The organism is Ruegeria sp. SCP10 (genome assembly GCF_040329495.1).
GTDB lineage: Bacteria > Pseudomonadota > Alphaproteobacteria > Rhodobacterales > Rhodobacteraceae > Ruegeria.
Window position 1 is genome coordinate 19,312 of record NZ_JBDZYF010000006.1, and the last position, 26,551, is coordinate 45,862.

The following is a 26,551-nucleotide window of genomic DNA, read 5'->3' on the forward strand; positions in this document are numbered from 1 at the left end:
GACGTATGTTCAGGGCAGGGGACCGGTTTGGTAGAGCTTCACTTTGGTGCCGCCATGATCGACCACGGGGCCGGCTGACAGGTCGGGCAGGCGTGTGGCGCGGGCAAGGGAGGGGTTGCTGGTGACAATCCCGACGCGCCAGCCCTGAAAGCGGGACATCAGGATTTTACCCAGGCTGCCGTAAAGCGCACGCAGGCGTTTCTCGTCGCCTATGCGGGCACCGTAGGGTGGGTTCGCGATCACAAGGCCGGGCTGATCACCGATGGGCTTGATGTCACTGACAGAGCGGTGGGCGAACTGAGTGACATCTGAGACCCCTGCCTGAGCCGCGTTGGCACTGGCAGCCTCAACCGCGCCGGCATTGCGGTCCGAGCCGCGAAAGATCAGAGATGTCTCGGTGGTTGGGCCGCCTTGACGCAGCGCTTCAAATGCAGCGGCATCAAAGCCTGCCAGATACTCGAATGCGAACCGCCGAAATCGACCGGGCTGCAGCCCAAGGGCGATTTCTGCCGCTTCGATCACAAACGTGCCCGAACCGCACATCGGGTCCAACACTGGTTCGGACCCGTCAAAACCGCAGGATCGCAGAAACATTGCGGCCATGGTTTCGCGCATCGGAGCTTTGGCGATTGCGGGTTTGTGCCCGCGTTTGTGCAAAGGCTCTCCGGAGGTGTCCAGCGACAGGGTGCAAACATCTTTCTCGATCCGCAGCATGATGCGCAGATCAGCGTCAGAGGAGACGGGCGCCCCCAATGTCTCGGTGATTGCGCGTTCGATCCGCTGGCGCGCGGCCCCGGCGTGATAGATACGAGACTTGCGGCTTGTGGCCTCGACCTTCACAGGGATGTCGGGACGCAGGAACTCGGCCCAGGGGAATTTGCGTGCCCGTTTGTCCAGCTGTGCAAGATGAACCGCTGGGAAACTGCCGATGCGCACCAGAACCTTGTTGGCGCCGCGTAAGGAAAGATTGGCACGCCAGACCTCGGCCCAGTCTCCCCTGCAGCTCACACCACCCGCAACGCGATGGGCATTCTCGAATCCGTTCTCGACCGCTTCTTCGCAAAGCGGTGCCTCCAAGCCTGGGGTGGCCACTAGGAAAAATTCGAACATACCGGGTGTTTTCATGAGGGTTGCTTACACCGGATACAAATCGGGCGCGATACGGTTTTTTTGTGCTAGATTGCCCTTGAATTGGTGGACTGAGCAGAAAGTGAAGCGGTTGTCGGGTTTTTCGGCGGTAACAGGTTTGCGTTTCGTGCCCGGCGCGCGTAAAGGGTCCCTGATTGAAGGAATACCGGCGGATTTCAGAGGGGATTTGGCGCATTTGTCCCTCTGAATGATGCGGTTCGCGCTATCTTGATCCCGGACACGCGGGCAGGATAGTCGGCGCAGGAAAAGAGGCTTGGAAGACCGTAGCGACATGCAAACTTTCAAACTGAAAAAAGGGATGGAATTGCCGGTTCAGGGTGCACCTGAGCAGAAAATCCATCCAGGGCCGGAGTTCAAAACCGTGGCTGCGCTGGGCGCAGACTATCTGGGCCTCAAGCCAAAGATGCTGGTGCAGGAAGGCGATGCGGTTCAACGTGGCACACCTTTGTTCTGTCACAAGGATGCGCCCGAGGCGATGATGGTGGCGCCGTTGACCGGCAAGGTCGTGGCCATTAACCGGGGCGCGCGGCGCGTGCTGCAAAGCGTGGTGATCGAGGTGTCGGACGCCAATGATACAGGTGTCGATTTCTCGGGCTTTGGCGATGCGGATACCGCCGAGGGTGTGACCCAGAAGCTATGTGCGGCTGGTCTGTGGAGCGCGTTCCGAACACGACCCTATTCCAAGATGCCAGCACCGGGCACCAAGCCAGCGGCTATCTTTGTCACCGCGATGGAGTCCGAGCCTTTGGCCGGGGATGCCGCAGTGATCATCGCAGATGCAGGGGATGCGTTTGCTGCAGGCCTTGCGGCCATCGCAACACTGACCGAAGGCAAGACGTATCTGTGCCACAAGGACGGCGACAGCGTCCCCGGTGCGGATGTGCCCGGTGTCGAGGCCGCCGCCTTTGCAGGCCCGCATCCGGCGGGCCTGGCCGGTACGCATATCCACTTTCTTGAGCCGCTGGCGGGCGACAAACAGGTCTGGACCATCGGGTATCAGGACGTGATTGCCATCGGTCGTTTGGTGCAGACCGGGCATCTGGACCCGAATATCGTCATCGCGCTTTGCGGTCCCGGTGCGCGGCAGCCACGTCTGATCCGCACCGTGATGGGTGCATCGACTGATGATCTGACCCGCGATGAGGTTAATGTCGATGGCACGCCCCGGATTATCTCGGGCTCGATCCTGTCGGGGACACAGGCCGAAGGGCCGACCGCCTATCTGGGTCGGTTCGCGCGGCAGCTTTCGATCATTCGCGAGGATCACGACCAGATTCCGCTGGGATGGATTCGTCCGATGCCATCGAAGTATTCGGTCCAGCCCGTGCTCGGGTCCGCTTTGTCTAAGAAGCTGTTTCCGTTGACGTCGAACCTGAATGGGGGTCGTCGCGCGATGGTGCCGACCGGCGTGTTCGAACGGCTGATGCCGCAAGATTACCTGCCGACGCAGTTGCTGCGCGCGCTGTTGGTGATGGACACCGATACCGCTCAGGCACTGGGTGCACTGGAGCTGGACGAAGAAGATCTGGGCCTTGTGGGCTTTGCCTGTCCGGCGAAATATGAATATGGGCTGGCGCTGCGCGACTGCCTTGCAAAGATTGAAAAGGAGGGCTGAGCCACATGGGTTTGCGCAGCTTCTTTGATAGGATCGAGCCGAACTTTACCAAGGGCGGCAAGTACGAGAAGTATTTCCCCATCTATGAGATGGTGGAAAGCTTCATTTACACTCCGAAAACTGTCACCACCGTCGCACCGCATGCGCGGTCTTATATCGATATGAAGCGGATCATGACCTATGTCGTGATCGCGACGATCCCTTGTATCCTGTGGGGGATGTACAATACCGGCTATCAGGCGAACTCGGCCATTGCGCTGCTGGGGCCTGACTCGGCGACTGGCTGGCGGATTGCTCTGCTGCAGATGTTTGGTATCTCGCTGGACCCCTCCAGCGTCTTTGCCAATGTGATGCACGGGCTGATGTATTTCCTGCCGATATACATCGTGACTCTGGTTGCTGGTGGTATTTTCGAGGTTATCTTTGCCACCGTACGAGGCCACGAAGTAAACGAAGGTTTCCTTGTTACTTCAATGCTTTACACGTTGATCATGCCGGCAACTGCGCCTTTGTGGCAGGTGGCATTGGGCATCATCTTCGGCGTCGTGATCGGGAAAGAAGTCTTTGGCGGCACCGGCAAGAACTTCCTTAACCCCGCTCTGGTAGGCCGGGCGTTCCTGTATTTCGCCTATCCGGCCAGCATGTCCGGTGACACAGTCTGGACGCCGGTTGACGGCTTCTCGGGCGCGACTGCACTGTCCGTCTCTGCGTCGCAAGGCTTTCAGGCGCTGGCGGCTGATGGCATCACCTGGTGGAATGCGTTCTTCGGTTCGATCCAGGGCAGCTTTGGTGAGACCTCGACCCTTGCTTGTATGATCGGTCTGGCCTTCCTGCTGGCCACGCGGATCGCCAACTACCGGCTTATCGTCGGCTGTCTGGCGGGGACCATCGGCTTTACCCTGCTGCTGAACCTGATCGGTTCGGACACCAACCCGATGTTTGCGATGCCTTGGTACTGGCATGTGGTCATTGGTGGGTATGCCTTCGGTTTGGCCTTCATGGTGACCGAGCCTGTTTCGGCCAGCCACACCAACATGGGTCGCTACATCTATGGTGCCCTGATCGGTGTCATGGTTGTGATGATCCGTGTCATCAACCCGGCTTTCCCCGAAGGCATGATGCTGGCCATTCTGTTCGGCAACGTCTTTGCTCCGCTGATCGACTACTTCGTCGTCCAAGCCAACATCAAACGGAGGGCGCGTCGCCATGTCTGATCCGCAACCTCAAGAACCCAAAGGCGCTATTGCCCGGTTCCTGGCTGCTTCGCCAGACTCAGTTGGCAAGACGATTTTCATCGCAGTCGCGGTTTGTCTGGTCGCCTCGATGGTCGTATCCGCCGCAGCCGTCAGCCTGCGCCCGGTGCAGGAAACCAACCGTCTGAAGGACAAGCAGGTCAACGTTCTGCAAGTGGCGGGCGTGTTCGAGCCCGGCATCGACGTGACCGAAGCCTTCGCCGCGTTCGAACCTCATGTGCTGGAACTGTCCACCGGCGATTTCGTAGATGATCAGTTCGACCCGGCCACCTTCGATGACATCGCTGCAGCCAGCGATCCTGAGCTGAGCGTTGCGCTGGACGACGACCCGGCAGGCATTGGCCGCAAGTCGAAGTACCGCGTGATCTATCTGCTGCGCGACGACGCGGGCGATCTGGACAAGGTGATTCTGCCGCTGCACGGCTATGGCCTTTGGTCCACACTCTATGGCTTTATCGCGCTGGAAAATAACGGCAATGATATCTACGGCCTGCAATTCTATCAGCACGGTGAGACTCCCGGCCTTGGGGCCGAGGTGGACAACCCACGCTGGAAGGCTCTGTGGAACGGTAAGAAGCTGCGTGACGACAATGGTGATCTGCAAATCACCGTGTCGAAGTCCCAGCCGGCAGCCGGACCCGACTTCTATATCGATGCGCTGGCAGGCGCCACTTTGACCTCGGTCGGCGTCGATAACTTGGTGAAATTCTGGATGGGCGATGCGGGTTACGCACCGTTTCTGGCCAAACTGCAAGCAGGAGAGCTCTGATGTCCCAGACCAAGAAAGAGATGCTGGTCGATCCGCTTGTCGACAACAACCCGATCACCCTTCAGGTGCTGGGCATCTGTTCGGCGCTGGCGGTGACCTCGTCGCTGCAGGTGTCGATGGTGATGGCGTTGGCGGTGATCTTCGTGACCTCGTTCTCGTCCTTCTTCATCTCGTGCCTGCGCAATCAGATCCCCGGCTCGATCCGGATCATCGTGCAGATGGTGATCATCGCCTCGTTGGTGATCTTGGTGGACCAGATCCTCAAGGCTTATGCTTTCGAGATTTCGAAAACCCTGTCGGTCTTTGTGGGCCTGATCATCACCAACTGTATCGTGATGGGCCGCGCCGAGGCGTTTGCCATGAAGAACCCTCCGGCTGCGTCCTTTATCGACGGCATGGGCAACGGCATGGGCTATGGCCTGATCCTGTTGCTGGTCGGCTTCATTCGTGAGCTGTTCGGTGCCGGGTCGCTGTTCGGCGTTACCATTCTGGAGACCGTCAACAACGGCGGCTGGTACGTGCCCAACGGCATGTTGTTGCTGCCGCCCTCGGCGTTCTTCATCATCGGTCTTATCATCTGGGCCTTCCGCACATGGAAGCCGAACCAGGTGGAAGAGCGTGAATACAAAATTCAGCAGGTAGAGGCCCACTGATGGAAGGTCTGATCTCACTGGCCGTAAAGGCCATCTTTGTCGAAAACCTTGCGCTCAGTTTCTTTCTGGGGATGTGTACCTTCATCGCCGTCTCCAAGAAAATCTCGACCGCGCTGGGTCTGGGGATTTCGGTCATGGTTGTGCAGGCCATTACCGTGCCTGCCAACAACCTGCTGCTGAACTACCTTCTGAAACCGGGCGCGCTGGCCTGGGCTGGGTTCCCGGATGTGGACCTGACCTTCCTTGGCTTGATCTCGTATATCGGCGTGATCGCGGCGATGGTTCAGATCCTCGAGATGGTTTTGGACAAGTACTTCCCGCCGCTCTACAACGCGCTGGGGATCTTCCTGCCGCTGATCACGGTGAACTGTGCGATCCTGGGTGGTTCGCTGTTCATGGTGGAACGCGACTACAACTTTGCCGAGGCGACCACCTATGGCCTGTCCTCGGGCTTTGGCTGGGCGCTGGCGATTACTGCGATGGCAGGTGTTCGGGAAAAGCTGAAGTATTCGGATATTCCGGACGGTCTGCAGGGATTGGGCATCACCTTCATCACCGCAGGGCTGATGGCCATGGCCTTCATGTCGTTCTCGGGCGTGAAACTGTAAGGAGGGGCGCATGGAAACCTTTAGCTTAGGCGTCGTCCTTTTCACCGTCATCGTTCTGGGTCTGGTGGCCATCATCATGGCCGCGCGGTCGCGTCTGGTGTCGACCGGCAACGTGAATATTACCATCAACGGTGAGAAAACCGTGTCGGTCCCGGCGGGCGGCAAGCTGCTGCAAACCCTGGCGGCTGAAAAGCTGTTCGTCCCGTCGGCCTGTGGCGGCGGTGGCACCTGCGCGCAATGCCGTGTGCGCGTGCATTCGGGTGGCGGCTCGATCCTGCCGACCGAAGAAAGCCATATCACCAAACGTGAGGCCGCCTGTGGTGACCGCCTGTCCTGTCAGGTTGCGGTCAAGCAGGACATGGATATCGAAGTCCCCGAAGAGGTCTTTGGCGTCAAGAAATGGGAATGCACCGTGCGTTCGAACGAGAACGTGGCGACCTTCATCAAGGCGCTGACTTTGGACCTGCCGGAAGGTGAGGACGTGAACTTCCGTGCCGGTGGATACATCCAGATCGAAGCCCCTGCGCATGCACTGAAATACACCGATTTCGACGTGGAAGAGGAGTATCGTGAGGATTGGGATCGCTTCAATCTGTGGCAGTATGAGTCGGTCGTAAACGAGCCGATTGAACGCGCCTACTCGATGGCCAACTATCCGGATGAAAAAGGCATGATCATGCTGAACGTCCGCGTCGCCTCGCCGCCTCCGGGGTCCGAGGGTATTCCGGCGGGTCAGATGTCGTCTTACATCTTCAACCTGAAACCGGGTGACAAGGTAACGATCTCGGGTCCGTTTGGTGAGTTCTTCGCCCGCGATACCCAAAAAGAGATGGTCTTCATCGGCGGTGGTGCGGGCATGGCGCCGATGCGCAGCCACATCTTTGACCAGCTTAAGCGTCTGGAAAACCGTGATCGCAAAATCAGCTTCTGGTATGGTGCGCGGTCGAAGAAAGAGATGTTCTTTGTCGAGGATTTCGATCAGCTGGCCGAAGAGTTCGACAATTTCGATTGGCACGTCGCCTTGTCGGACGCGCAACCCGAGGACGATTGGAAAGGCTATACTGGCTTTATCCATAACGTTCTGTTCGAAGAATACCTCAAGAACCACCCCGCGCCTGAAGATTGCGAGTTCTACATGTGTGGTCCTCCAATCATGAACCAGTCGGTCATCAACATGCTGCTGGATCTGGGTGTGGACCGCGAAGACATCATGCTCGACGATTTCGGCGGGTAAGAGACAAAAAAGCCGGCGCGTAGTGCGCCGGCTTTTTTGTTGGACTCCAGAACGCGTCAGAGCCTCAAGTCACTCGCGTCCCTTGGCAGGCAGGATTTGATGTCGAACACCACGCTGTTGGCTTTGCCGTAGGCGCGGAATGTCGACGGATCAGCGTCTTTGTATTTCTGATGCGCGACTGCCAGAACGACCGCGTCATAGGTCCCGTCCTGAGGGACCTCTAAAAGCGAGAGACCGTATTCAGCCTCGGCTGCGGCGGCGTCGGCATGGGGATCGTGGACATCAACGCTGATACCATAGCTCTGCAATTCCTCAATGATATCAACGACGCGCGTATTGCGTAAGTCGGGACAGTTTTCCTTGAAGGTAAGGCCCAGAACTAGGACCCGTGCCGCACCGACATTGATGCCGTTGCGGGTCATGCGTTTGACCAGTTGAGATACCACATAGCTGCCCATGCTGTCGTTCAGCCGCCGCCCGGCCAGAATGATCTGGGGGTGATGGCCCACGGCCTCGGCCTTGTGGGTCAGGTAGTACGGATCAACGCCAATACAGTGACCACCGACCAGTCCGGGGCGGAAGGGAAGGAAATTCCATTTGGTGCCTGCGGCGCGCAGAACATCCTCGGTATCGATGCCCATCCGGCCGAAGATCATCGCAAGCTCATTCACCAGTGCGATGTTCAGATCGCGTTGAGTGTTTTCGATGACCTTTGCCGCTTCGGCCACGCGGATGCTTTCGGCCTTGTGGGTTCCGGCGGTGATGATCCGGGCATATAGCGCATCGACCAGATCGGCCACTTCGGGGGTGGAGCCAGAGGTTACCTTGCAAATATCCGCAATCCGATGGGTCTTGTCGCCGGGATTAATGCGTTCCGGGCTGTAGCCTGCAAAGAAATCCGTGTTGAATTTCAGGCCCGAAGCGCGTTCAAGCACCGGTACGCAGTCTTCCTCGGTCGCACCGGGATAAACGGTGGATTCGTAGATCACCAGATCGCCGGGTTTCAGAACACCGCCGACTGTTTCGGAGGCCGCAAGCAGAGGAGAGAGGTCTGGCTGTTTGCCTGCCGTGATCGGGGTGGGCACGGTGACGACATAGGTGTCACAGGTCGCAAGATCCGAAACCTCGGTGGTGAAGGTCAGACCTGTTGCTGCGGCTAGATCTTCGGGCTCAACCTCTTGCGTGGCATCAATACCGTCTAGCAGGGCGTCGATCCGGGCCGGGTTGATGTCGAATCCGATGACCGGGCCGATCTTGCCAAAGGCCACCGCCAAAGGCAGGCCCACATAGCCCAATCCAATGACAGCGATCTTGCGGGCATCGGGGTTCGTTTGCAGCATTCAGGTCTCAGTCTTTATTTGCCGTGATAGTCCCGGAACCACGCGACAAACCGGGCGATCCCGTCTTTGAAATCGGTTTGCGGGCGGTAACCAGTCAGCCGTTGCAGCAGATCAGTATTGGCCCAAGTGGCGGGGACATCGCCCATCTGCATGGGCATATAGTTTCGGATGGCCTCTTTGCCTACGGCCTCTTCGATGGCTTCGACGAAATCCATCAGGCGCACCTTGTCGCCATTGCCGATATTGACAACACGATAGGGCGCAACGGGGGACAGGCTGTCCCCCTCTTCAATCTGGTCAGCGCTTTCGGGGCGCACGGGCGGCACATCGATCAACAATCGGATGCCACGGACCAGATCCTCCACGTTTGTGAAATCGCGATACATGTCACCGTGGTTGTAGATGTCGATGGGCCTGTCATCCAGAATCGCGTCCACGAACTTGTAGAGCGCCAGATCGGGCCGCCCCCAAGTGCCGTAGACGGTGAAGAACCGGAACATCGTTGTCGGCAGGTCCCACAGATGCGCGTAGGAATGGCCCATCGCCTCATTGGCCTTTTTGGTGGCCGAATAGATGGTCAGCTGGGTGTCGGCCTTTTCGACCTCGGTAAAGGGCATCTCTTCATTGGCACCATAAACCGAAGAGGTAGAGGCCATCAAAAGGTGATCGACCTTGTGGATGCGCGCGGCCTCCATCACGTTGAACGTGCCGACAACGTTAGAGTTAATGTAGCTGCGTGGCTCTTCCAGACTGTAGCGGACCCCGGCCTGCGCGGCGAGGTGAACGATAACTTCGGGCTGAAACTCATCAGCGACCTTCATCAGCTGTTCGTAGTCTTCCAGCATCGCTTCGGTCGCGGTGAAACCGGGGGTTTGCATCAGCATCTGATGGCGGCGCTGTTTCAAGGTGACGTCGTAATAGTCGGTCATCCCGTCATAGCCATGCACCCGGAACCCTTCTGACAGCAGCAGCTTTGCCAGATGGAAGCCGATGAACCCTGCGGTCCCGGTGATCAAAACACGTTTCATGAAACCCTCGAACACAATAAAACTCTGCGCATCAGGGATACTTTCCCCGCTTCGAGGTCAAGCAGATTTTCCCATTTTGCGGCTATTCGGCCAAGCTGGTCGATTGGGCACACGCCGATACGCCACTGGGAATTGCCGATTGTCGCCAAGGCTGAGCCGGGGTAGGGAGGGCGCGTGATGGTTAGGGATTGGATCAAAGGGCTGTTCGATAAACGCGACGCTCAAGCGTCGTTGCCTGTCATGCCCGAGATCGCGCCCGATCAACCGTTCATCGCGATTGGCGACATTCATGGGCGGCTGGATCTGTTGCAGGATTTGCTGCCCCGGTTGGACGACAGTTGCCCTTGGGTTTTTGTTGGCGACTATGTTGATCGCGGTGCCTACAGTGCTCAGGTCTTGCATCAGTTGCGCCATCTCAGCGAAACCTCGGGCGGACGGGTCACCTGCCTGCTGGGCAATCACGAAGAAATGCTGTTGCGCTTTGTAGACGATCCAAAACGGGTCAGCCGCCTGTGGTTGCAAAACGGTGGCGTTCAGACGCTCGCCTCGTTTGGCATCACCGGCGTGGCCGACGCCATTTTAGGCGAACCGGCGGTCGAGATTGCTGAAAAATTGCAGCGGGTTATGGGGGAAGACCTGTTGAGCTGGCTCAGGGATCGCCCCCTGATCTGGACCAGTGGCAATGTGACGGTTGTACACGCTGCACTGGACCCGCGCCATCCTGTTAATGCGCAACCACGCGATATTTGCCTGTGGGGGCATCCGATGCTGTCGCGCGAGCCCAGAGAGGATGGTCAATGGGTCCTGCACGGCCATACCATTGTTGATCAGGCGCGGGCAGAGAACGGAGTTATCTCAATCGACACCGGCGCGTTTGTCACCAATCGGTTGACTGCGGCCGAGGTGTTCACCGGCGGCGTGCGCTTTACCTCGACCTGAACCAGATCAGCCGACGATCATCTGCTTCATGCGCAGCGCTTCGTATTCAAGTTCCTGCAAGCGGAAATGCACCACATCGCCAATGGTGATCACGCCGCACAGATTACCGTCGCGCAAGACCGGCATATGGCGAAACTTGCCTTCGGTCATCGTTTTCAGAACATCATTCAGATAATCGTCAGGCGAGCAGGTTTTGACATCGCGTGTCATCAGGTCTTCGACCGATTGCGGCAGCGTTTGGCCGGGCGTATCTGCCATGCGGCGCACAATGTCGCGTTCCGACAGAATACCCTGCAGCGCCCCGTTCTGATCCGTCACCAGAACCGCCCCGATCCGCTTTTCCTTGAGCGTGTTGACCACGGAATGGATCGTCTCATTCGGGCGCACTGAAAACACATCATCTCCTTTACCTGTCAACAGTTTTGCCACTGTTGTCTGTGCATGCGACAGGTTCGATTCCACAGACTGGCTGTAGGTCGACTTGTCAGCCTTATCGCCGCGCGAGGGGGACTGATACGAGGTTGGAGCCATAGGCATTCTCCTTCCGGGGTATTGTGTGTCTTTCCCTTTCACCTTAGCGCAGCTAAACGACCTGTATAGGGTCCAATTGTCCCGATCGGCAAAAACCGGACCCCGAACAGGAGCCCAAAGACGTGAGCGATCTTTACCTGACACCGCCAGTTGCTGCGTTGATTTTCTTTGCTGTGGTCGTTTGCGGGCATAATTTCCGACTGGCGTGGAAACAACAGCCCGAAGGATGGCAAAAGCGGGCATGGTTGTTTGGCGTACCCGCGGGTTTTGGCCTTTTGATGCTGGGCTTTTTGCCGCTGAAACTGTGATGCCGGTTTGACTCCGACAAAGGTGGCTGGCATATGCCGGGCACTGATTTTCCCGGAGACTGCCCCATGCGTCTGCTGCCAGCATTGGCCCTTTTGACCGCTCTGACCGGTTGCCTGTTCGACAAAGAACCCGAAGTTGTTCGCCTGTCTGGCGAGACAATGGGCACAACCTTCAACATCACCGCGATTGGCGCGGATTTGGACGAGGCGGCGCTGGCCGCAGCGGTCGAAGAGACTCTGGCTCAGGTCAACGCCAAGATGTCGAATTGGGATCCGAATTCCGAGGTTTCAACTTTCTCAGCATCGACTAGCACGGACCCTGTGGCGGTGTCGGAAGAGTTCGCTTTGGTACTGGCCGCGGCAAACGATGTGCACGGGAAAACAGGTGGGACCTTTGATGTCACACTCGGACCGCTGATCGAGTTGTGGGGCTTTGGCCCTCGCAAACCCGAAGATCCGGTGCCCTCGGATGAAGAAATCGAGACAGCGCTAAGCGGTGTTGGTCAGGCCCGGTTGCTGACATTGGACAGCGCTGCCGGTACTTTGGCGAAATCCGATCCAGCCGTGGGGATCAACCTGTCCGCAATCGCAAAAGGTTATGGCATCGACGCGGTGGCTGGGACCCTGCGTGAAGCAGGGATTGAGGACTATCTGGTCGAGATTGGTGGTGATCTGGTCGCCAAGGGGCAAAATGACAAAGGCGACGCCTGGCAGATCGGCATCGAAAAGCCCGAAGCCGGATCGCAAACCGTGCAACTGATCGTGCCGCTGAACGATCGTGGCATGGCCAGCTCGGGCGACTACAAAAACTTCTTCGAGCAAGATGGTGTGCGCTATTCGCATATCATCGACCCGGTCACGGGCCGTCCGATCACACATCGCACGACCTCGGTCACCGTTCTGGCGGAAAACGCGATGATGGCCGATGCCTGGGCAACGGCGATGTTGGCGTTGGGACAGGAAAAAGGGCTGGCGCTGGCTGAAGAGCATAAACTTGCCGTGTATTTCATCTCGCGGGATGTGACAGGCGGCGATGATGCCTATATTACAGTTCACAGCAGCGCGTTCAAAGACGCATTGGGAACCGACTGACGGGTAGGAACCGAGATGAGCACTTTCATTCTGGCCTTTGTTCTGCTGGCACTTGTCATGATTGGCATGTCATTGGGTGTGATGCTGATGGGCAAGACCATCAAAGGCAGCTGCGGTGGTCTGAATGCAATCTCGGGCGCGGATAAATGCGTGGTTTGCCAGAAAGATGTAGACCCGGACAGCCCGCTGCGCGATCAGCTGCAATGCAAACGCGCAAAGAAGATGCTGGAGCAGATGGAGCGGCAATCTTGATTGACAGGCTCTAACTACGCCGCGCTTTCCATTGCACATAACGCGCCATGCCGCGTTCCAGCAGGTTTGGCGCTTTTCCATCATTCAGATGTAAACCCCCGCCCCCTGCGCGATACATTTCGGCGAATACATCCAGCACTTTGGATTTGACCATCCCGCGCAGTGGGACATGCGCCATCATGCCATAGGTCGCAGCGCCGCCGGTCTTGGCCAGATCGGGATTTGCCCGCACGGTGGCAACCGCCTGTGCCAGATCAGCCAGATATTCATCAGCCACATGCAGATGTTTGGCGGTAACCATACAGTGAATGCCATCGGGATTCTGGACGCGATTGATGCTCCAACCCGCGCGTTCCAGCTGATCCGCCACTGCATAGATGTTGAGCTTCGGGTCGGTTGAGCCATAAGCCAGCAACGGCCCTTGGGGATTGCCAAGAATGCGCAGGCCGTCAATCGCTGCAATGCCAGATTTCAGCTTTTCGACGGCTTCGGTAGTGTCTTTGGCCAGCTGGCAATAGCCCTCGACCCCCAGTTTCTGCATGACTGCCCAGGCGGCGGCATAGGCCCCACCGGGTCGAGTACCCAGCAGGGCGGGTGAGGCAAAGACCCCTCCGGGCCAGTCCTGACAGATGAACATCTGATGCTTGAGCAGGTCGAGATTGCGGTAAAGGATGGTCGAGGCCCCTTTGGCCGCATAGCCGTATTTGTGCAGATCTGCCGAGATCGAGGTGACACCTGGAACGCGGAAATCCCAGTCGGGCAGGTCAATGCCGTTGCGTTCCATGAACGGTAGGATCAGCCCGCCGACGCAGGCGTCGATATGCAACGGGATGCCTTTGGACTGCGCAATCGCCCCCATTTGGGCAATTGGGTCGATGGTGCCGTGCGGGTATTCGGGGGCCGACCCTAGGATCATCACGGTGCCCGCGTTGATCATGCGTTTCAGGCGGGAAATGTCAGTCGCATGATCCGGTGTCATCGGTAGCAGGCGCGCTTTGACGCCGAAATACTCGGCCGCCTTGAACCAGGCCACATGCGCGGTCTTTGGCAGGATCATATTGGGCCGTGTCACCTTGCGCTTTTTGCGTGCCATATCGCGGTAGGTTTTAACCGCCATCAGGCAGCTTTCCGTTCCACCCGCCGTCACAACGCCGCACGTGTCCGGCCCGCCATGCAGCAGACCTGCCATGGTCGAGATGATCTGGGTCTCCATCCGTTTCAGGCTTTGAAACGCGGCAGGGTTCAGGCCGTTGGCCGAAGAAAACGCGCTGTAGGCCTTGGCGGTGAAGGCGTCGTGGTCGTCATCCAGATGGTAGACAAGGCTCCAAGTGCGGCCCTCACGATAGTTCGGGTCATCCTCGGCAAAGGATTTGAGCTGATCCAGTATCTCATCCTCGGGACGACCCGCCGCAGGCAGTTTCTGATGATCCATATCCTATCCCCCTCTGGCCAGCAGCAGCGCCAGTGAAATGCCCAGATAGCTCCCGATGGCAAATCCCAGAATGCCGGTTGCCATGCCCGACATCAAGATTGCGGGGTTGCGCAGACTGCGCGAGATCATGGGGACAAAGGCGGGCGACATGACGGCGGCAACCGAGGTGATCAGGAATGTGTCCCGGTCAATTCCCGCGATCCGGGCGAACAGCGCGTGCAGGGCGAAACTGCCGAAGGTGGCGATCAGGACAAATCCCAGAACGCCTAGGTCCATGTCCTGCAACTTGGCCAAATCCATCGAAGCGGCAACACTGAATGAGAATATGTAAAGCAGGAACATACCCATTTCAGGCGCGGCTCTGTTTTGGTGCAGCGATGGCGTCAGCGATCCCAAAAGACCCAGTGTTGTCAGCAAGATCACGATCACTACGGGCTGAGCGGCAAAGCTGAAGGTCGGCGCAAAGATCAACGCGGTCGCAACACAAAGCGATGCTGCTAGGAATGCGATGATGCCGTGCAGATACAGGTTTGGCTTTGTCGCCTCGCCCTCTTGCGGGATGTCTGCGTCACGGTCGCCCGTGAAGGGTTTCAAGAAGAGAGCAAACACTGAAGGTGCGAGGGTTAGTACGAACAACAGATAGGCTGCGCCCACAACCGTATCGACGGTGGCAAACAGCAGATAGCGGCCCTCGGGGATATCCAGCGCCAGTTTGATCGCGCCCATATTCGCCAGACCGCCCGTATACATTCCGACCGCCATGCCCGAAAGCTGCTCGGTCTGTTCGGTGCCCGTGGCGCTGAAGGCGAAGAACAGCCCTGTCGCGACAAGCCCAACCGCAAGAACAGCCAGTGCCATGGACAGCAAAGCGGACCCGGCAACGCGGCCCCAGGCCCGCAGGTTGACGCCAAACAACAGCAAAGGCAGGGCAAGCCCCAGGCTCGCCTCGATCACGGTTTCCCTAAGTTGTTGTGCGGCTTCGGGTTGCAGGCTGGAAACCCCCAAGGCCAGCCCGGCCATGTAACACAAAACAATCGGCCCGATACGCCCGGCCAAAGCCCAGTGCCGCGCCAATAACATCAGTGCAGCGGGCGCCAACACATAGATCAGGGCAAAACCCGAAAGTCCTGTTTGCATGATTGTCCTCTTCCTCAGGTCCCGAGACTAGGCGGCCCGGCCCTGATCACACAAGAGGACCTTACGTAAGGTTCTTCTGCGCTGACGGTTTGATTAAATCTGCACCAATTCCTGCAAAGGCGGTTCACCCCCCGGCGACCAGAGGCTAGAAGATGGGCTAAGAGCAGTTACCGGAGATCGAAATGGCCACGCCCAAACCCGTAGTCTTGTGCATCCTGGATGGTTGGGGATTGTCCGATGACATGCAGGCGAATGCACCTTATTTGGCCGACACGCCCACGTTTGATGCGATTATGAAGGGCCCTCATTCCACGCTGATCACCCACGGCCCGGATGTGGGCCTGCCCAGCGGGCAAATGGGCAATTCCGAGGTCGGGCACACCAATATCGGGGCCGGTCGGGTTGTGGCGATGGACCTGGGACAGATTGATCTGGCGATCGAGGATGGCTCCTTCTTCGACAATGACGCGTTGCAGGCCTTTATTACCAAGGTGAAAGCCGCAGGCGGTACGGCGCATCTGATGGGGCTGGCCTCGGATGGCGGCGTGCATGGGCATGTGAACCATATCGTTGCGGCGGCCAAGGCGATCACCGATGCCGGTGTACCGGTCGCGCTGCATGCTGTGACCGACGGGCGAGACGTTGCCCCAAAGTCGGCCCTGACCTATGTCGCTGAGCTGAAGGAACGCCTGCCCGAAGGGACCCGTATTGTCTCGGTCAGCGGGCGTTACTTTGCCATGGACCGCGACAACCGGTGGGAGCGGGTCTCACAGGCGTATGATGCCATGATTAAGGGGCAGGGCCGCGCGGCCAGCACGACGCATGGGGCCGTTGATCACGCCTATACCCAATCGGAAACGGATGAATTCATCACGCCCACGGTGTTGGATGGGTATCAAGGCATCAAAGATGGTGACGGGTTTTTTTGCCTGAACTTCCGCGCCGACCGCGCGCGTGAAATCCTGCGCGCTATTGGCGAGCCGGGCTTTGCTGATTTTGATACTGGTCCGCGCCCGGTTTTGTCGGCGCTGTTGGGAATGGTTGAGTATTCTGATGGGCATAATGACTATATGACCACCGTGTTCCCCAAACGCGCTATCGTAAACACGCTGGGCGAATGGGTGGCCAAGCAGGGCCTGCGCCAGTTCCGGCTGGCCGAGACCGAGAAGTACCCACATGTGACCTTCTTCCTCAATGGCGGCAAAGAGGTGCCCGAGGGAGGCGAAGACCGCGATATGCCCAAATCGCCCAAAGTCGCGACCTATGATTTGCAGCCCGAGATGTCCTCGGCCGAAGTGACGGCAAAATTCGTTGAGGCCATCGAGGCCGGGTATGACCTGATCGTCACCAACTATGCCAACCCGGACATGGTGGGTCACACCGGCGACCTGCAAGCCGCGATCAAAGCCTGTGAGGCGGTCGATCAGGGGTTGGCGCAAGTTGTTGAGGCGTTGAACAAGGTCGGTGGCGCGATGATCGTCACCGCAGATCACGGCAATTGCGAGGTGATGGTCGACCCGGAAACCGGCGGGCCGCATACCGCGCATACGCTTAACCCGGTGCCGGTGGCCTTGGTTGGGGGTTCCGAAGGGACGGTGTTGCGCAGCGGGCGCTTGTCTGATCTGGCGCCAACCCTGCTGGACCTCATGAACCTGCCCAAGCCGCCTGAAATGACGGGCGAAAGCTTGATTTCATGAGGGTAATGGCCGCTGCCATAGCACTGTCTTTGGCTGGTCAGGCCATAGCACAGAACCCATCGCGGGCGGCGCTTGAAGCAGCGGAGATGCTGGAACAGGCCTCGATCTCGCTGACCGAAGCGGATAGCGCGCGGGACCGCGTGCGGGCTTTGACCGAGACCATTCAGGCTTATGAAGCAGGCTTGTCCGCGATGCGTGATGGCCTGCGCATGGCCGCTACGCGAGAGGCTCAGCTATCGGCAGAACTGCGCACGCGGGAAGAGGATGTGGCGCAGCTGTTGGGTGTGTTGCAGACGATCGAAACCACGGCACCGCCGGTTCTAATGTTGCATCCTTCAGGCCCTCTGGGCGCGGCGCGGACGGGCATGATGCTGTCCGAGGTCACGCCGGGCCTGAACGCCAAGGCCGAAGATCTGGCGCGCGATCTGCAAGAGGTTCAGACCCTGCGTTTGCTGCAACAGGACGCCGCCGAAACACTGACCGAGGGTTTAAGCGGCGTGCAATCCGCCCGAACCCGGCTGAGCGAGGCGATTGCTGACCGGACCGACCTGCCCAAGCGTTTCGTCGAAGACCCGATCAAAACCGCGATCCTGATCTCATCTACCGAAACACTTGATGGGTTCGCCAGCGGGTTGTCCGAAATCTCGGAAGGTGAAATTGCCGCGACCGACGCAAGCGTGGCCAGCCGCAAGGGGGATGTACCGCTTCCGGTACAAGGTATCTTGCTGCACCGTGCAGGGGAAACCGATGCGGCGGGGGTGACCCGCCCCGGACTGGTTTTGGGCACACGGCCCCGCGCCTTGGTCACCGCGCCCACCGCAGCAACGATCCGCTATCGCGGACCTCTGCTGGACCTTGGGAATCTGATCATTCTGGAACCCCAGCCCGGACTTCTATTCGTTTTCTCAGGTTTGCAGGAGGTATACGGAGACATCGGACAGGTGATCCCCGAAGGCACACCGGTTGGGCTAATGCCCGGTGCGGCGCCCGAAATCGGCGCTATTTTGTCAACAAGTGGTGATGGCACTGGAACTGACCGGTCAGAAACGCTCTATATAGAGATAAGAGAAGACAATAGCCCCGTGGACCCGGAATCGTGGTTTCGGACCAACAAGGATGGATAGACGAGTATGAAGAGATTTGTGATGGCCGGTCTGGCCGGAACCGTGGCAGGGATTATCGCAACCACCCAGATTGCAGGCCCACTGCTGGCGCAGGAGGCCGAAAAGAAGGCCGATGTGTATCAGCAACTGGACCTGTTCGGTGACATTTTCGAACGCATTCGCGCGCAATATGTCGAAGAGGTTGAGCCGGAGGAGCTGATCGAGGCTGCGATTGACGGTATGCTCACATCGCTTGATCCGCATTCCAGCTATTTGTCGCCCGACGACGCCGAGCAGATGCGCGTGCAGACACGCGGTGAATTTGGCGGCCTTGGCATCGAGGTGACGCAAGAGGAAGGCTTTGTCAAAGTCGTTTCGCCCATCGATGATACGCCTGCCGCGGCAGCCGGGATCGAAGCTGGGGATTTCATCACTCATGTGGATGGTGAAAGCATTCTGGGCCTGACGCTGGACAAGGCGGTTGACCTGATGCGCGGGCCTGTGGGCTCCGAGATCATCATCACGGTTGTTCGCGAAGGCGAGCCTGAGCCTTTTGATGTCACCATTATCCGCGACACGATCAAACTGACTGCCGTGCGCGCCCGCACCGAAGGCACCAGTGTGGTGCTGCGCGTGACAACCTTCAACGATCAGACCTTCCCAAACCTGCAAGCGGGTCTTGAGGAACAGATTGCCGAAGCGGGCGGGATCGACAAGGTCAACGGCGTTGTGCTGGACCTACGGAACAACCCCGGTGGCTTGCTGACGCAAGCGATCCGGGTATCGGATGCGTTCCTGAACGAAGGCGAGATTGTCTCGACCCGCGGCCGTGATCCCCAAGATGGCGAGCGGTTCAACGCCACCCCCGGCGATCTGGCCGAAGGCAAGCCCATCGTGGTGCTGATCAATGGTGGTTCGGCGTCAGCCTCGGAAATCGTTGCGGGTGCCTTGCAGGACCATCGTCGTGCAATCGTTGTGGGCACCAAAAGCTTTGGCAAAGGCTCGGTCCAGACGGTGATGCCGTTGCGTGGCGATGGGGCGATGCGCCTTACCACATCGCGCTACTACACGCCGTCGGGTCGTTCGATCCAGGCGCTTGGCGTCAGCCCGGACATCATCGTGGAACAACCGCGCCCGCAGCCCGAGGCCGAGGAGGATGAGGAGAACCCCTTCACACGATCCGAGGCACAGCTGCGCGGCAGTCTGGACAATGACAGCCTGAGCGAGGATGAAATCCGCCAGATTGAAGAAGATCGCGCCAAGGCCGAAGAGACAGCCGAGCTGCGGGAAGAAGATTACCAATTGGCCTATGCCATCGATATCCTCAAGGGCCTGTCCGCGTTCAATCCGAACGGGCCGTCGCAGTAGGTCGCTTGGTCAAAGAAAACGAGGGTCGCGCAGTGCGCGGCCCTTTTTTTATTCTTCGATCTTATGCAGCTTGCTTTCGTCCAGCATCAGCGCCAGCAGGATGCCCACGGATACCGAGATAGTGGAAAAGATAAAGGCCATGTTCATTCCGCTATCAAACGCGCTGGCAATTGCGGATTTCAGGGTTTCGACCTGATTGGAATTTAGTTTGGCCAATACGGCGTGTGCGGACTCGGTGTTGAGCGTTCCGCCGTTGATGGCCCGCTGATCGGCGTCAGTCAGGCTGATGTTGGCCGCCGCCAGCTTGTCGCGCAGGCTGGAAAAAGACACCACATACATGATCGCTGTGGCGCAGGCGACCGAGATGGCACCATAGACGAGATGGGTCATAAAGCTTAGCCCGCCCACAAGTCCGGCGCGTTCGGGTTTGACGGCACAGACCGCAGCGGTGCCCGATGGGCCAACCGTTAGCGTTGCACCCAGCCCGATCATCGCCATGCCGGGCAGGATTTGAAAATATCCGAAACTGGCGGGAAGAACCACGATACTGGCTGCGCCAACTGTGGCGATCAGATAGCCCCAGAACAGCAGCCGTTTGGGGCCGAAATCATTGTAGAGCGTGCCCGAGACCACTGACCCAACAGCCAGCAACAGGGTAAGCGGTGCCAGCCCCAGCGCAGATTCGAAAGTCGACCAACCCAGCACCTTCTGCATGTACTGCGGGAAATACAGCAGGCCGACAAAGGCGGCGGACACATTGAACATGTTCAGCCCCAGCGTGATCCGAAACTGTTTGTTCTGCATCATCTGAGGCAGCAGCAGCGGTTCGACCACGCGTTTTTCGACCTTGGGGAAGAGAAAGAACAAAACCGCGCTGACGAAGAACAAAAGCAGCAGGGGAACCGAGGTCCAGCCCCAATCGGCACCAACATCCAACCCGTAAAGCAACAGCAGTACGGCAAAGGACAGGATGCCCATACCGGCGTAGTCGATATGTTCACCCTGTTTGTGCTGGGTCTCTCGCTGCATCAGCAGTAGCGCGGTTGCCATGGAGATGCAGGAAAAGACGATGTTCGCCAGAAAGAAATACCGCCATTCTCCGAAGCTAACCGCCAGCCCGCTGATCATGGGGCCAAAGACATTGCCCGTGGTTACACCGGCCAGGATCAGGCCCATCACAAGGGCGCGGTGTTCCGGGCGTGAGACTTTGGTGGCCCCAAAGGCCAGTGTGCAAGGCCAGACACAGCCCGCGCCGATCCCCTGCAGGGCCCGCGCGCCAACTAGGAAGTCCAGGCTGGGGGCGACAAAACACATCACGGATGCAAACAGAAAAATCGTCAGACCGATGATCATGATCTTTCGATGACCGTACATATCCCCCAGGCGGCCCCCGGCGACCATGGTCATGGCAAAAAACAGGGCGTAGATGTTTAGCACCCATTGGGTGCTGGTAATGTCAGCGTCGAAACTGTTTTCGATTGCGGGCACCAGCATCAGGGCGCCGGTGAAATCGATACCGATGCCAAAACCCGTCACCATCAATGCGGCAACTTTTACAATGCTGCTGCGATCCATATCCGCATCCTTCGTGATCCAAATGGGTCAATGATGCATGAATGAGGTCAAAAAGATAGGTTGGCAGACTATTGGCGGTCAGTCATCGCCCCTGCAAATCTGGCGAAAAGCGCGTTTGAGCATTTCCAGCTCGGCGCGCAGCAATTCGACCTCGGCCCGCAGATCATCTGCGGCGGGTTCGCCTGCGATCACGGTGAAATTCCCCAGTTTCTGAGTGGTTGCCACGTCGACGATGACAAAACAGTGTACGCCTTCGGATAGCGCTGCAGTAGGCACAGGAACAGCCAAGGCCCACCCATCCTGGGCCTCTGTCAATGTGAGCTCGGGCAGGGGCTCGCCCAGATAGTGCACCTCGACGTCTGGTTTTGTTTCGGCCTCAAGATGGCCTTGCCACAGTCCGTTTTCGAACCGAAGGGGGATCAATCTGGGGTGCGTCATGGTTGGGTGCCTCACAAGTCGGCGCGATGGCGGCGGCATAGGGTCAGATCGCGCAGAAGAATGCGGTTCATGCGCGGGTTCTCAAAAATCACATCCAGCCAGATCTTTTCGATCCGCCGTTCGTTCAGGGGCAGATGCGCCAGATCAAAATCAACAGCGCTGGGCGTTTTCGACAGATCGATCTGTCGCAATACCTGTTCAGTGTTGGGTCCGTGCTGGATATTGAGCCGGGCGAAAATACCTGTGTCCTGTTCGCTGTTTACCAGCACATCCAGCCGCAGCAGGTGCTGTAGGGTCAGATCGTGCGCGGCGTCGGCTGGCAATTCGATCGACAGGGACAGGAAGGTCCCTTCAAAACTGAATGCCTCAACCGACAGGCTGAACGGCGCAAGATCGCTTTCGTCGCGGTTGCGGATTTGGCGCACTGCGATCTGGGCGCGGGGACAATCGTGAAACAGGGTCACCTGCCCATCCATACCCGCCTTGCGCGGCGCTGAGGCAAGCCCAGATTGCACCAACGGTCCACGCCACAAATCGGGCCGCCAGGCCCAATCCGTGCCAACGGGTTTTGGAAACTGTACTGACCCGATCTGAGGTCGGGTCAAGCGACTATCTGCAATATGGATCAACTTGTTCAGACTGGCTCGCAAACCACGCGCCTGATCGCGCTGCAGGCGCAACGCCGATTGCGGCGTATCTTGTGCCTGCTCCGCCGCTTTGCGCCATCGCTGCAGCGTCTTGCGATTTATGTAGCGATCCAGAATCCTGCCCATTGTCCTATCGTCCCAAGTTGCACCTCTTTAGTCAAAGACGGTGTAGGGAACAAACCCGGAATGGCCGTATGGGGGTGAATAATCACCAAATCCTGAAGACCCGTGGGTGTCGATTTGTATTCGGCGCGACAAAGACCCCTTGCATTCTTGTAATCAGCCGGGTCAATGCTTACCGTCTGGCACCGGGCTGAAGGTGGGTTTTCCTCGGAACCTCCGCGCAACAGATTTAGCACAGATAAGGCCAGTTCATGGAACCCACTCTGTTTTCATTCATATGGAAATATTCGAAAAAGCAGCAGCTTGTGCTGTTGGGTTTGACGGTTCTGTCCTTTCCGTTTCTCTATGCTTCGCTTGAGCTGCCCAAGCAGATCATCAACGATGCCATTGGTGCGCCTGGCGATACGGTTGCCGTCTGGGGGATCACATTCACCCAGGTGCAGTATCTGCTGATCCTGTGTTTCGCCTTTCTGGCGACAGTTATCGCCAGCGGTGTGATGAAAATGCGGATCAACACGATGAAGGGTGTTCTGGCCGAACGGATGCTGCGACGCCTGCGATTCACTCTGATCAACAGGTCGATGCGCTTTCCCAAGTCGTATTTTGCGACCACCAGCCAGGGAGAGCTGGTGTCGATGATCACATCCGAGGCCGAACCGATGGGTGGCCTGATGGGCGATGCCATTGCCCAGCCCGTGTTCCAATTCGGTCAGATGATGACCATCGTGACATTCCTGTTCATGCAAAGCGTCTGGTTCGGGCTGGCCAGTATTGCGCTGATCCCGTTGCAGGCGTGGCTGATCCCCAAGCTGCAGCGTCAGATCAACCTGCTGAACAAGGACCGCATTCAGGAAGTGCGCAGCCTGAGTTCTGAGATCGGCGAAAGCGCCGCGGGGATCAGTGATCTGCGAACCAATGGCGGCTGGCGCTATCGTCTGGCTCAATTCAGCCATCGTTTGGGCACCTTGTTCGAGATTCGGTTCAAGATCTACAACAAGAAATTCTTTATGAAGTTTCTCAACAATCTGATCACTCAGATGACGCCGTTCCTGTTCTATTCCGTCGGTGGCTATCTGGCGATCAAAGGCGAGATCACGGTAGGTGCCCTGGTCGCGGCGCTTGGGGCGTACAAAGACCTGAGCGGCCCCTGGAAGGATTTGCTGACCTATTACAACCAAGTGCAGGATATGTCACTGCGCTGGGAAATCGTGACCGAGCGCTTTGCCCCGGACAGCATGATCCCGGAGGAGCTGTTCGACGGTGAACCGGAGACGGTTCCGCATTTGAATGGCGATATTGAACTGCGCAATGTGACTGTGCGGGATGGTGACGGTAAAACCATTCTTGAAGACCTTGACCTGAAGATCCCGAAAGGCGCGCGAGTGGCGATTCAGTCGACCAATTCGGCGGAGCGTACAGCGCTTGGCCAATTGCTGACGCGAGAGGTGCTGCCGGTTCAGGGTGAGGTGATCATGGCCGGGCATGATCTGCGCAATCTGCATCAGGCGGTGATTGCCGCGCGCATCGGCTATGCCTATTCGCGGCCCTATCTGTTTGATGGCACGTTGGGCGACAACCTGATGATGCCGCTGCGCACGCATCCGCAGATTGATGAGGCTGGTGTCAAGGCCCCGACCCGCCGACAGATCGAATCTGCGCGTTCGGGCAATCCGACAGATTTGCTGAGCGATGAGTGGATTGATCCCGGTTTGGCAGGGCTGGACGATATCGACGATATCCGCGACTGGTGGTTCCAACTGGTTGAGGCGATGGGTATTGACGAGTTCATGTTCCGCCGAACGCTAGGGTCGTCTTTTGACCCGAAACTGCATCCGAACCTGGCGCAGGACATCGTCAATCTGCGGGATACGATTGCGACGCGTCTGCGCGAAAAAGGCTTGGACAAGTATGTCCACCGGTTTGATCCGGAACAGTTCAACCCAACCGTTCCGCTGGGGGGAAACCTGCTCTATGCCGCACCGACCCGCCAGATTTCACCTGAAAGCCTGGCCAATGACGGGCATTTTCTGTCGATGCTTCGGGCGCATGATCTGGCAGAGGAAGCGCTGAATATATCGAACGCCGTGCTGGATACGCTTAGCCGGACCTTCGGCCGGGATGGCACGGATCACCCGTTGTTCCTGCGGTTGGGCATGAGCAAGGAAATGTATCACCGCTGGTTGGACATAGATGAGCGCCGCAAGGCCAAGGGCGACGCGGGGCTCAGCGATGAAGAACACGCCCTGCTGCTGACCGTTCCCTTCCTGTTGACCGCCGAACAAATTGGCTCGGATTTCCCGGATGAGTACAAGGACAAGATTCTTGCAATTCGGCAGGGTCAGGCCGAACAGCTACGTGGGGCGATGAACGGTATGTTTGTCCCGCTTTCCCCTGACACGTATTTCCCGATTCTGCCCGTGTTGGTAAACGCGCTATACGGCCGGGTTTCGGTAACGGCGGGCGCGCATTTGGATGAGATTGAGGATGTAGTCGCAGAAGCCATGAACGAGGCTGGTCTCAGACGCCGGGCTGCTGCGATCATCTATGATCTGCCAGCCGGTCTAGGCGGCAACAATCTGGCGACGGTCTTTCAGGAACGCGCGGCCTTTTCCCGGGCTGGCATAAAACGACCGGATGTTCTGATCCTCGACAAGGCGCTGGCCAGCCACGATTCCGAAAGCCGTCTGCGAACCCGGTTGAAACTGCGCGAGTTGCTGCCAGACTCGATCATGATCTTCATGGAAGATCACTTCGCGCATCCCGAAGCTTATGACCTGTTCATCGAGATCAAAGATGGCCGGATTGATGGCGTCTCACGCACGCAGACAAAGCATGAAGAAAGCACCTCGGCAGATCTAAGCCGCAAGCTCGAGATCATTTCTTCGACCGAGCTGTTTTCTGGCATCGATGCGCGTAACCAACGCCTGTTGGCGTTTTCCGCGCAATGGTTCGATGTGGCGGCGGGGCAGCAGATATTCTCGCGCGGGCAGGCGGCTGATGCGGCCTATCTTTGCATCAAGGGCGCGGCCAATCTGGACTGGGTCGATGAAGATGGCGGTAGTCGTACCATTTCGGTCGTTGAACCCGGGCGCCTGATCGGGGATTTGTCCATTATCACCGACGAACCTCGTCAGCTGGACCTGACTGCGGTGTCAGACTGTACATTCCTGCGTATCGGGGCCGAGGAACTGCGCGCAGTCATTGAAAATGACGCAACCGTTGCAGTTCAATTGTTGCAAACGGTTGCGGGCTATCTAACCACGTTGGCGACGCGGATCAACACAGCCCAGACTCCTTCGGAAATCTTCCCGGAGGTGCCCCAGGCAATTTCGGACGAAAGCGTTGCCAATGACGCCTGAGCCCGGCGTGTATGCAGCCCATGAGGCACTGGTCGCTGATGCACGTGCCCGGCCTGAGCTATGGCGGTTTTTGGCCGGTCTGGTCATCGTTGCTGCGCTGTACATCGCGCTTAATTCGGTGATCTTTGCACTCATCGCCGGGCTGATTCCGGCTGCGCAGACCGAAGGGTTCTTTCGCGGATCGACTGCGGCAGGCACATTGTTACTGCTGGTCAGCTTCGGTTTTCTGATCGTGGGTGTCGCGGCAGCGGCGCGGGTGATGCAGCATCGGTCGATAGGTCACATCCTTGGGCCACGCAATTTGGCCTTGCAGCAGTTCGGGCGTGTATTTCTGGCCCTGTTGATATTGGGGTTGGTGATGTTTGCTTTGCCACCCTATGGGATGGGCGAGCCGCTGATCCAAAACCTGGCACTGCCAGTCTGGCTGATCCTGCTGCCCCTCGCGGCTTGTGCAGTTTTGATTCAAACAAGCGCCGAAGAGATCCTGTTTCGCGGCTACATTCAGCAATCTCTGGCGGCCAGATTCCAGTCGCCCCTGATCTGGATGGGCGTGCCGTCGGCCCTGTTTGCAGCAGGCCACTATGCCCCCGAGTTGGCTGGGGACAACGCACTCATCGTGGCGGTCTGGTCATGTGTGTTTGGTCTTCTCGCCTCGGACCTGACAGCGCGATCCGGCACATTGGGTCCGGCCATCGCCTTGCATTTCTTCAACAATCTCATCGCGCTTGTATTTATCTCGTTGCCGGATTCGCTGAGCGGTTTGGCGCTCTACCTGCTGCCTTATGAGATGTCAGAGACCGATATGCTGCGCCAATGGCTGTTTGTGGATTTCGCTACGATGCTGGTCTGTTGGCTGACCGCACGGATTGCACTCAGGCGTTGATTGCATTTCCTTCCGTTG

General features: G+C 58.0%; 24 protein-coding genes. 15 read left to right on the forward strand and 9 right to left on the reverse strand.

Annotated elements, in window-relative coordinates; all coding sequences use genetic code 11:
• Positions 1-9: 9 nt before the first annotated feature.
• Positions 10-1,125, reverse strand: a complete 1,116-nt coding sequence (locus ABLN87_RS13840; protein ID WP_353011113.1) for a THUMP domain-containing class I SAM-dependent RNA methyltransferase — start codon at positions 1,123-1,125, stop codon at positions 10-12.
• A gap of 295 nt (positions 1,126-1,420) precedes the next feature.
• Here ABLN87_RS13840 and ABLN87_RS13845 point away from each other — a divergent pair, with 295 nt between their 5' ends.
• From ABLN87_RS13845 to nqrF, 6 genes are read left to right on the forward strand one after another with little or no spacing between them, the layout of a single operon-like run.
• A complete protein-coding gene (locus ABLN87_RS13845; RefSeq protein ID WP_353011380.1) occupies positions 1,421-2,764 on the forward strand; it encodes a Na(+)-translocating NADH-quinone reductase subunit A in 1,344 nt (447 codons plus the stop codon).
• 5 nt (positions 2,765-2,769) lie between these two features.
• Complete coding sequence (locus ABLN87_RS13850) at positions 2,770-3,978, forward strand: NADH:ubiquinone reductase (Na(+)-transporting) subunit B (protein WP_353011115.1); 1,209 nt, start codon at positions 2,770-2,772, stop codon at positions 3,976-3,978.
• Entirely contained in the window at positions 3,971-4,786 is an 816-nt protein-coding gene (locus tag ABLN87_RS13855; protein ID WP_353011117.1) for a Na(+)-translocating NADH-quinone reductase subunit C, read from the forward strand. The genes ABLN87_RS13850 and ABLN87_RS13855 overlap by 8 nt, the downstream gene beginning before the upstream one ends.
• Positions 4,786-5,439 carry an NADH:ubiquinone reductase (Na(+)-transporting) subunit D gene (locus ABLN87_RS13860; protein WP_353011118.1) on the forward strand — a complete coding sequence of 218 codons (654 nt, stop codon included), beginning with the start codon at positions 4,786-4,788 and terminating at the stop codon, positions 5,437-5,439. Before ABLN87_RS13855 ends, ABLN87_RS13860 begins: the two co-directional genes overlap by 1 nt.
• Entirely contained in the window at positions 5,439-6,047 is a 609-nt protein-coding gene (gene nqrE, locus ABLN87_RS13865; RefSeq protein ID WP_039526851.1) for an NADH:ubiquinone reductase (Na(+)-transporting) subunit E, read from the forward strand. The genes ABLN87_RS13860 and nqrE overlap by 1 nt, the downstream gene beginning before the upstream one ends.
• Positions 6,048-6,057: 10 nt before the next feature.
• Complete coding sequence (nqrF, locus tag ABLN87_RS13870; protein ID WP_353011120.1) at positions 6,058-7,281, forward strand: NADH:ubiquinone reductase (Na(+)-transporting) subunit F; 1,224 nt, start codon at positions 6,058-6,060, stop codon at positions 7,279-7,281.
• Between the two features lie 56 nt (positions 7,282-7,337).
• Here nqrF and tviB read toward each other — a convergent pair whose 3' ends face one another.
• Complete coding sequence (tviB, locus tag ABLN87_RS13875) at positions 7,338-8,621, reverse strand: Vi polysaccharide biosynthesis UDP-N-acetylglucosamine C-6 dehydrogenase TviB (protein WP_353011122.1); 1,284 nt, start codon at positions 8,619-8,621, stop codon at positions 7,338-7,340.
• Between the two features lie 14 nt (positions 8,622-8,635).
• Positions 8,636-9,649, reverse strand: coding sequence for an SDR family NAD(P)-dependent oxidoreductase (locus tag ABLN87_RS13880; protein WP_353011124.1), 1,014 nt, complete (start codon positions 9,647-9,649; stop codon positions 8,636-8,638).
• Between the two features lie 177 nt (positions 9,650-9,826).
• Between ABLN87_RS13880 and ABLN87_RS13885 the strand changes: the two genes are divergently transcribed.
• Positions 9,827-10,588, forward strand: a complete 762-nt coding sequence (locus ABLN87_RS13885) for a metallophosphoesterase (RefSeq protein WP_353011126.1) — start codon at positions 9,827-9,829, stop codon at positions 10,586-10,588.
• Positions 10,589-10,594: 6 nt separating this feature from the next.
• On the opposite strand, the gene ABLN87_RS13890 is transcribed toward ABLN87_RS13885, so the two are convergent.
• Positions 10,595-11,119 carry a CBS domain-containing protein gene (locus tag ABLN87_RS13890; protein ID WP_353011128.1) on the reverse strand — a complete coding sequence of 175 codons (525 nt, stop codon included), beginning with the start codon at positions 11,117-11,119 and terminating at the stop codon, positions 10,595-10,597.
• 122 nt (positions 11,120-11,241) lie between these two features.
• Between ABLN87_RS13890 and ABLN87_RS13895 the strand changes: the two genes are divergently transcribed.
• The 3 genes from ABLN87_RS13895 (at position 11,242) to nqrM (ending at position 12,771) form a co-directional block, all read left to right on the forward strand.
• Entirely contained in the window at positions 11,242-11,427 is a 186-nt protein-coding gene (locus ABLN87_RS13895) for a hypothetical protein (protein WP_353011129.1), read from the forward strand.
• Between the two features lie 66 nt (positions 11,428-11,493).
• Positions 11,494-12,519 (forward strand): FAD:protein FMN transferase, encoded by a 1,026-nt coding sequence (locus ABLN87_RS13900; protein ID WP_353011130.1) that lies wholly within the window; start codon positions 11,494-11,496, stop codon positions 12,517-12,519.
• A gap of 15 nt (positions 12,520-12,534) precedes the next feature.
• Positions 12,535-12,771, forward strand: a complete 237-nt coding sequence (gene nqrM / locus ABLN87_RS13905) for a (Na+)-NQR maturation NqrM (RefSeq protein ID WP_353011132.1) — start codon at positions 12,535-12,537, stop codon at positions 12,769-12,771.
• 10 nt (positions 12,772-12,781) lie between these two features.
• On the opposite strand, the gene ABLN87_RS13910 is transcribed toward nqrM, so the two are convergent.
• Both ABLN87_RS13910 and ABLN87_RS13915 read right to left on the reverse strand, forming a co-directional pair.
• Complete coding sequence (locus tag ABLN87_RS13910) at positions 12,782-14,203, reverse strand: pyridoxal phosphate-dependent decarboxylase family protein (protein ID WP_353011134.1); 1,422 nt, start codon at positions 14,201-14,203, stop codon at positions 12,782-12,784.
• A 3-nt stretch (positions 14,204-14,206) separates the two neighbouring features.
• Positions 14,207-15,340, reverse strand: coding sequence for a DUF819 family protein (locus tag ABLN87_RS13915; protein ID WP_353011135.1), 1,134 nt, complete (start codon positions 15,338-15,340; stop codon positions 14,207-14,209).
• A gap of 182 nt (positions 15,341-15,522) precedes the next feature.
• Here ABLN87_RS13915 and gpmI point away from each other — a divergent pair, with 182 nt between their 5' ends.
• The 3 genes from gpmI to ABLN87_RS13930 are packed head-to-tail and all read left to right on the forward strand — an operon-like array spanning position 15,523 to position 19,508.
• A complete protein-coding gene (gpmI, locus tag ABLN87_RS13920; protein WP_353011137.1) occupies positions 15,523-17,037 on the forward strand; it encodes a 2,3-bisphosphoglycerate-independent phosphoglycerate mutase in 1,515 nt (504 codons plus the stop codon).
• Positions 17,034-18,161: a murein hydrolase activator EnvC family protein gene (locus ABLN87_RS13925; RefSeq protein WP_353011138.1), complete on the forward strand. Its 1,128-nt coding sequence runs from the start codon at positions 17,034-17,036 to the stop codon at positions 18,159-18,161. Before gpmI ends, ABLN87_RS13925 begins: the two co-directional genes overlap by 4 nt.
• A 6-nt stretch (positions 18,162-18,167) precedes the next feature.
• The gene (locus ABLN87_RS13930) at positions 18,168-19,508 is read left to right on the forward strand and encodes a S41 family peptidase (protein ID WP_353011140.1); all 1,341 of its coding nucleotides are present in this window, start codon (positions 18,168-18,170) and stop codon (positions 19,506-19,508) included.
• A 48-nt stretch (positions 19,509-19,556) separates the two neighbouring features.
• Here the strand turns inward: ABLN87_RS13930 and ABLN87_RS13935 are convergent, their stop codons facing one another.
• The 3 genes from ABLN87_RS13935 to ABLN87_RS13945 all read right to left on the reverse strand — a co-directional run bounded on the left by ABLN87_RS13935 (position 19,557) and on the right by ABLN87_RS13945 (position 22,294).
• Positions 19,557-21,083: an MFS transporter gene (locus ABLN87_RS13935; RefSeq protein ID WP_353011142.1), complete on the reverse strand. Its 1,527-nt coding sequence runs from the start codon at positions 21,081-21,083 to the stop codon at positions 19,557-19,559.
• A 78-nt stretch (positions 21,084-21,161) separates the two neighbouring features.
• The gene (locus ABLN87_RS13940) at positions 21,162-21,521 is read right to left on the reverse strand and encodes a hypothetical protein (RefSeq protein ID WP_353011144.1); all 360 of its coding nucleotides are present in this window, start codon (positions 21,519-21,521) and stop codon (positions 21,162-21,164) included.
• A gap of 11 nt (positions 21,522-21,532) precedes the next feature.
• Positions 21,533-22,294, reverse strand: coding sequence for a DUF6478 family protein (locus ABLN87_RS13945; protein ID WP_353011146.1), 762 nt, complete (start codon positions 22,292-22,294; stop codon positions 21,533-21,535).
• Positions 22,295-22,542: 248 nt separating this feature from the next.
• Here ABLN87_RS13945 and ABLN87_RS13950 point away from each other — a divergent pair, with 248 nt between their 5' ends.
• Together ABLN87_RS13950 and ABLN87_RS13955 are read left to right on the forward strand one after the other, a co-directional pair.
• Complete coding sequence (locus tag ABLN87_RS13950; protein WP_353011147.1) at positions 22,543-25,650, forward strand: ABC transporter transmembrane domain-containing protein; 3,108 nt, start codon at positions 22,543-22,545, stop codon at positions 25,648-25,650.
• Positions 25,640-26,533, forward strand: coding sequence for a CPBP family intramembrane glutamic endopeptidase (locus ABLN87_RS13955; RefSeq protein ID WP_353011149.1), 894 nt, complete (start codon positions 25,640-25,642; stop codon positions 26,531-26,533). Before ABLN87_RS13950 ends, ABLN87_RS13955 begins: the two co-directional genes overlap by 11 nt.
• The last annotated feature ends 18 nt before the right edge of the window (positions 26,534-26,551 follow it).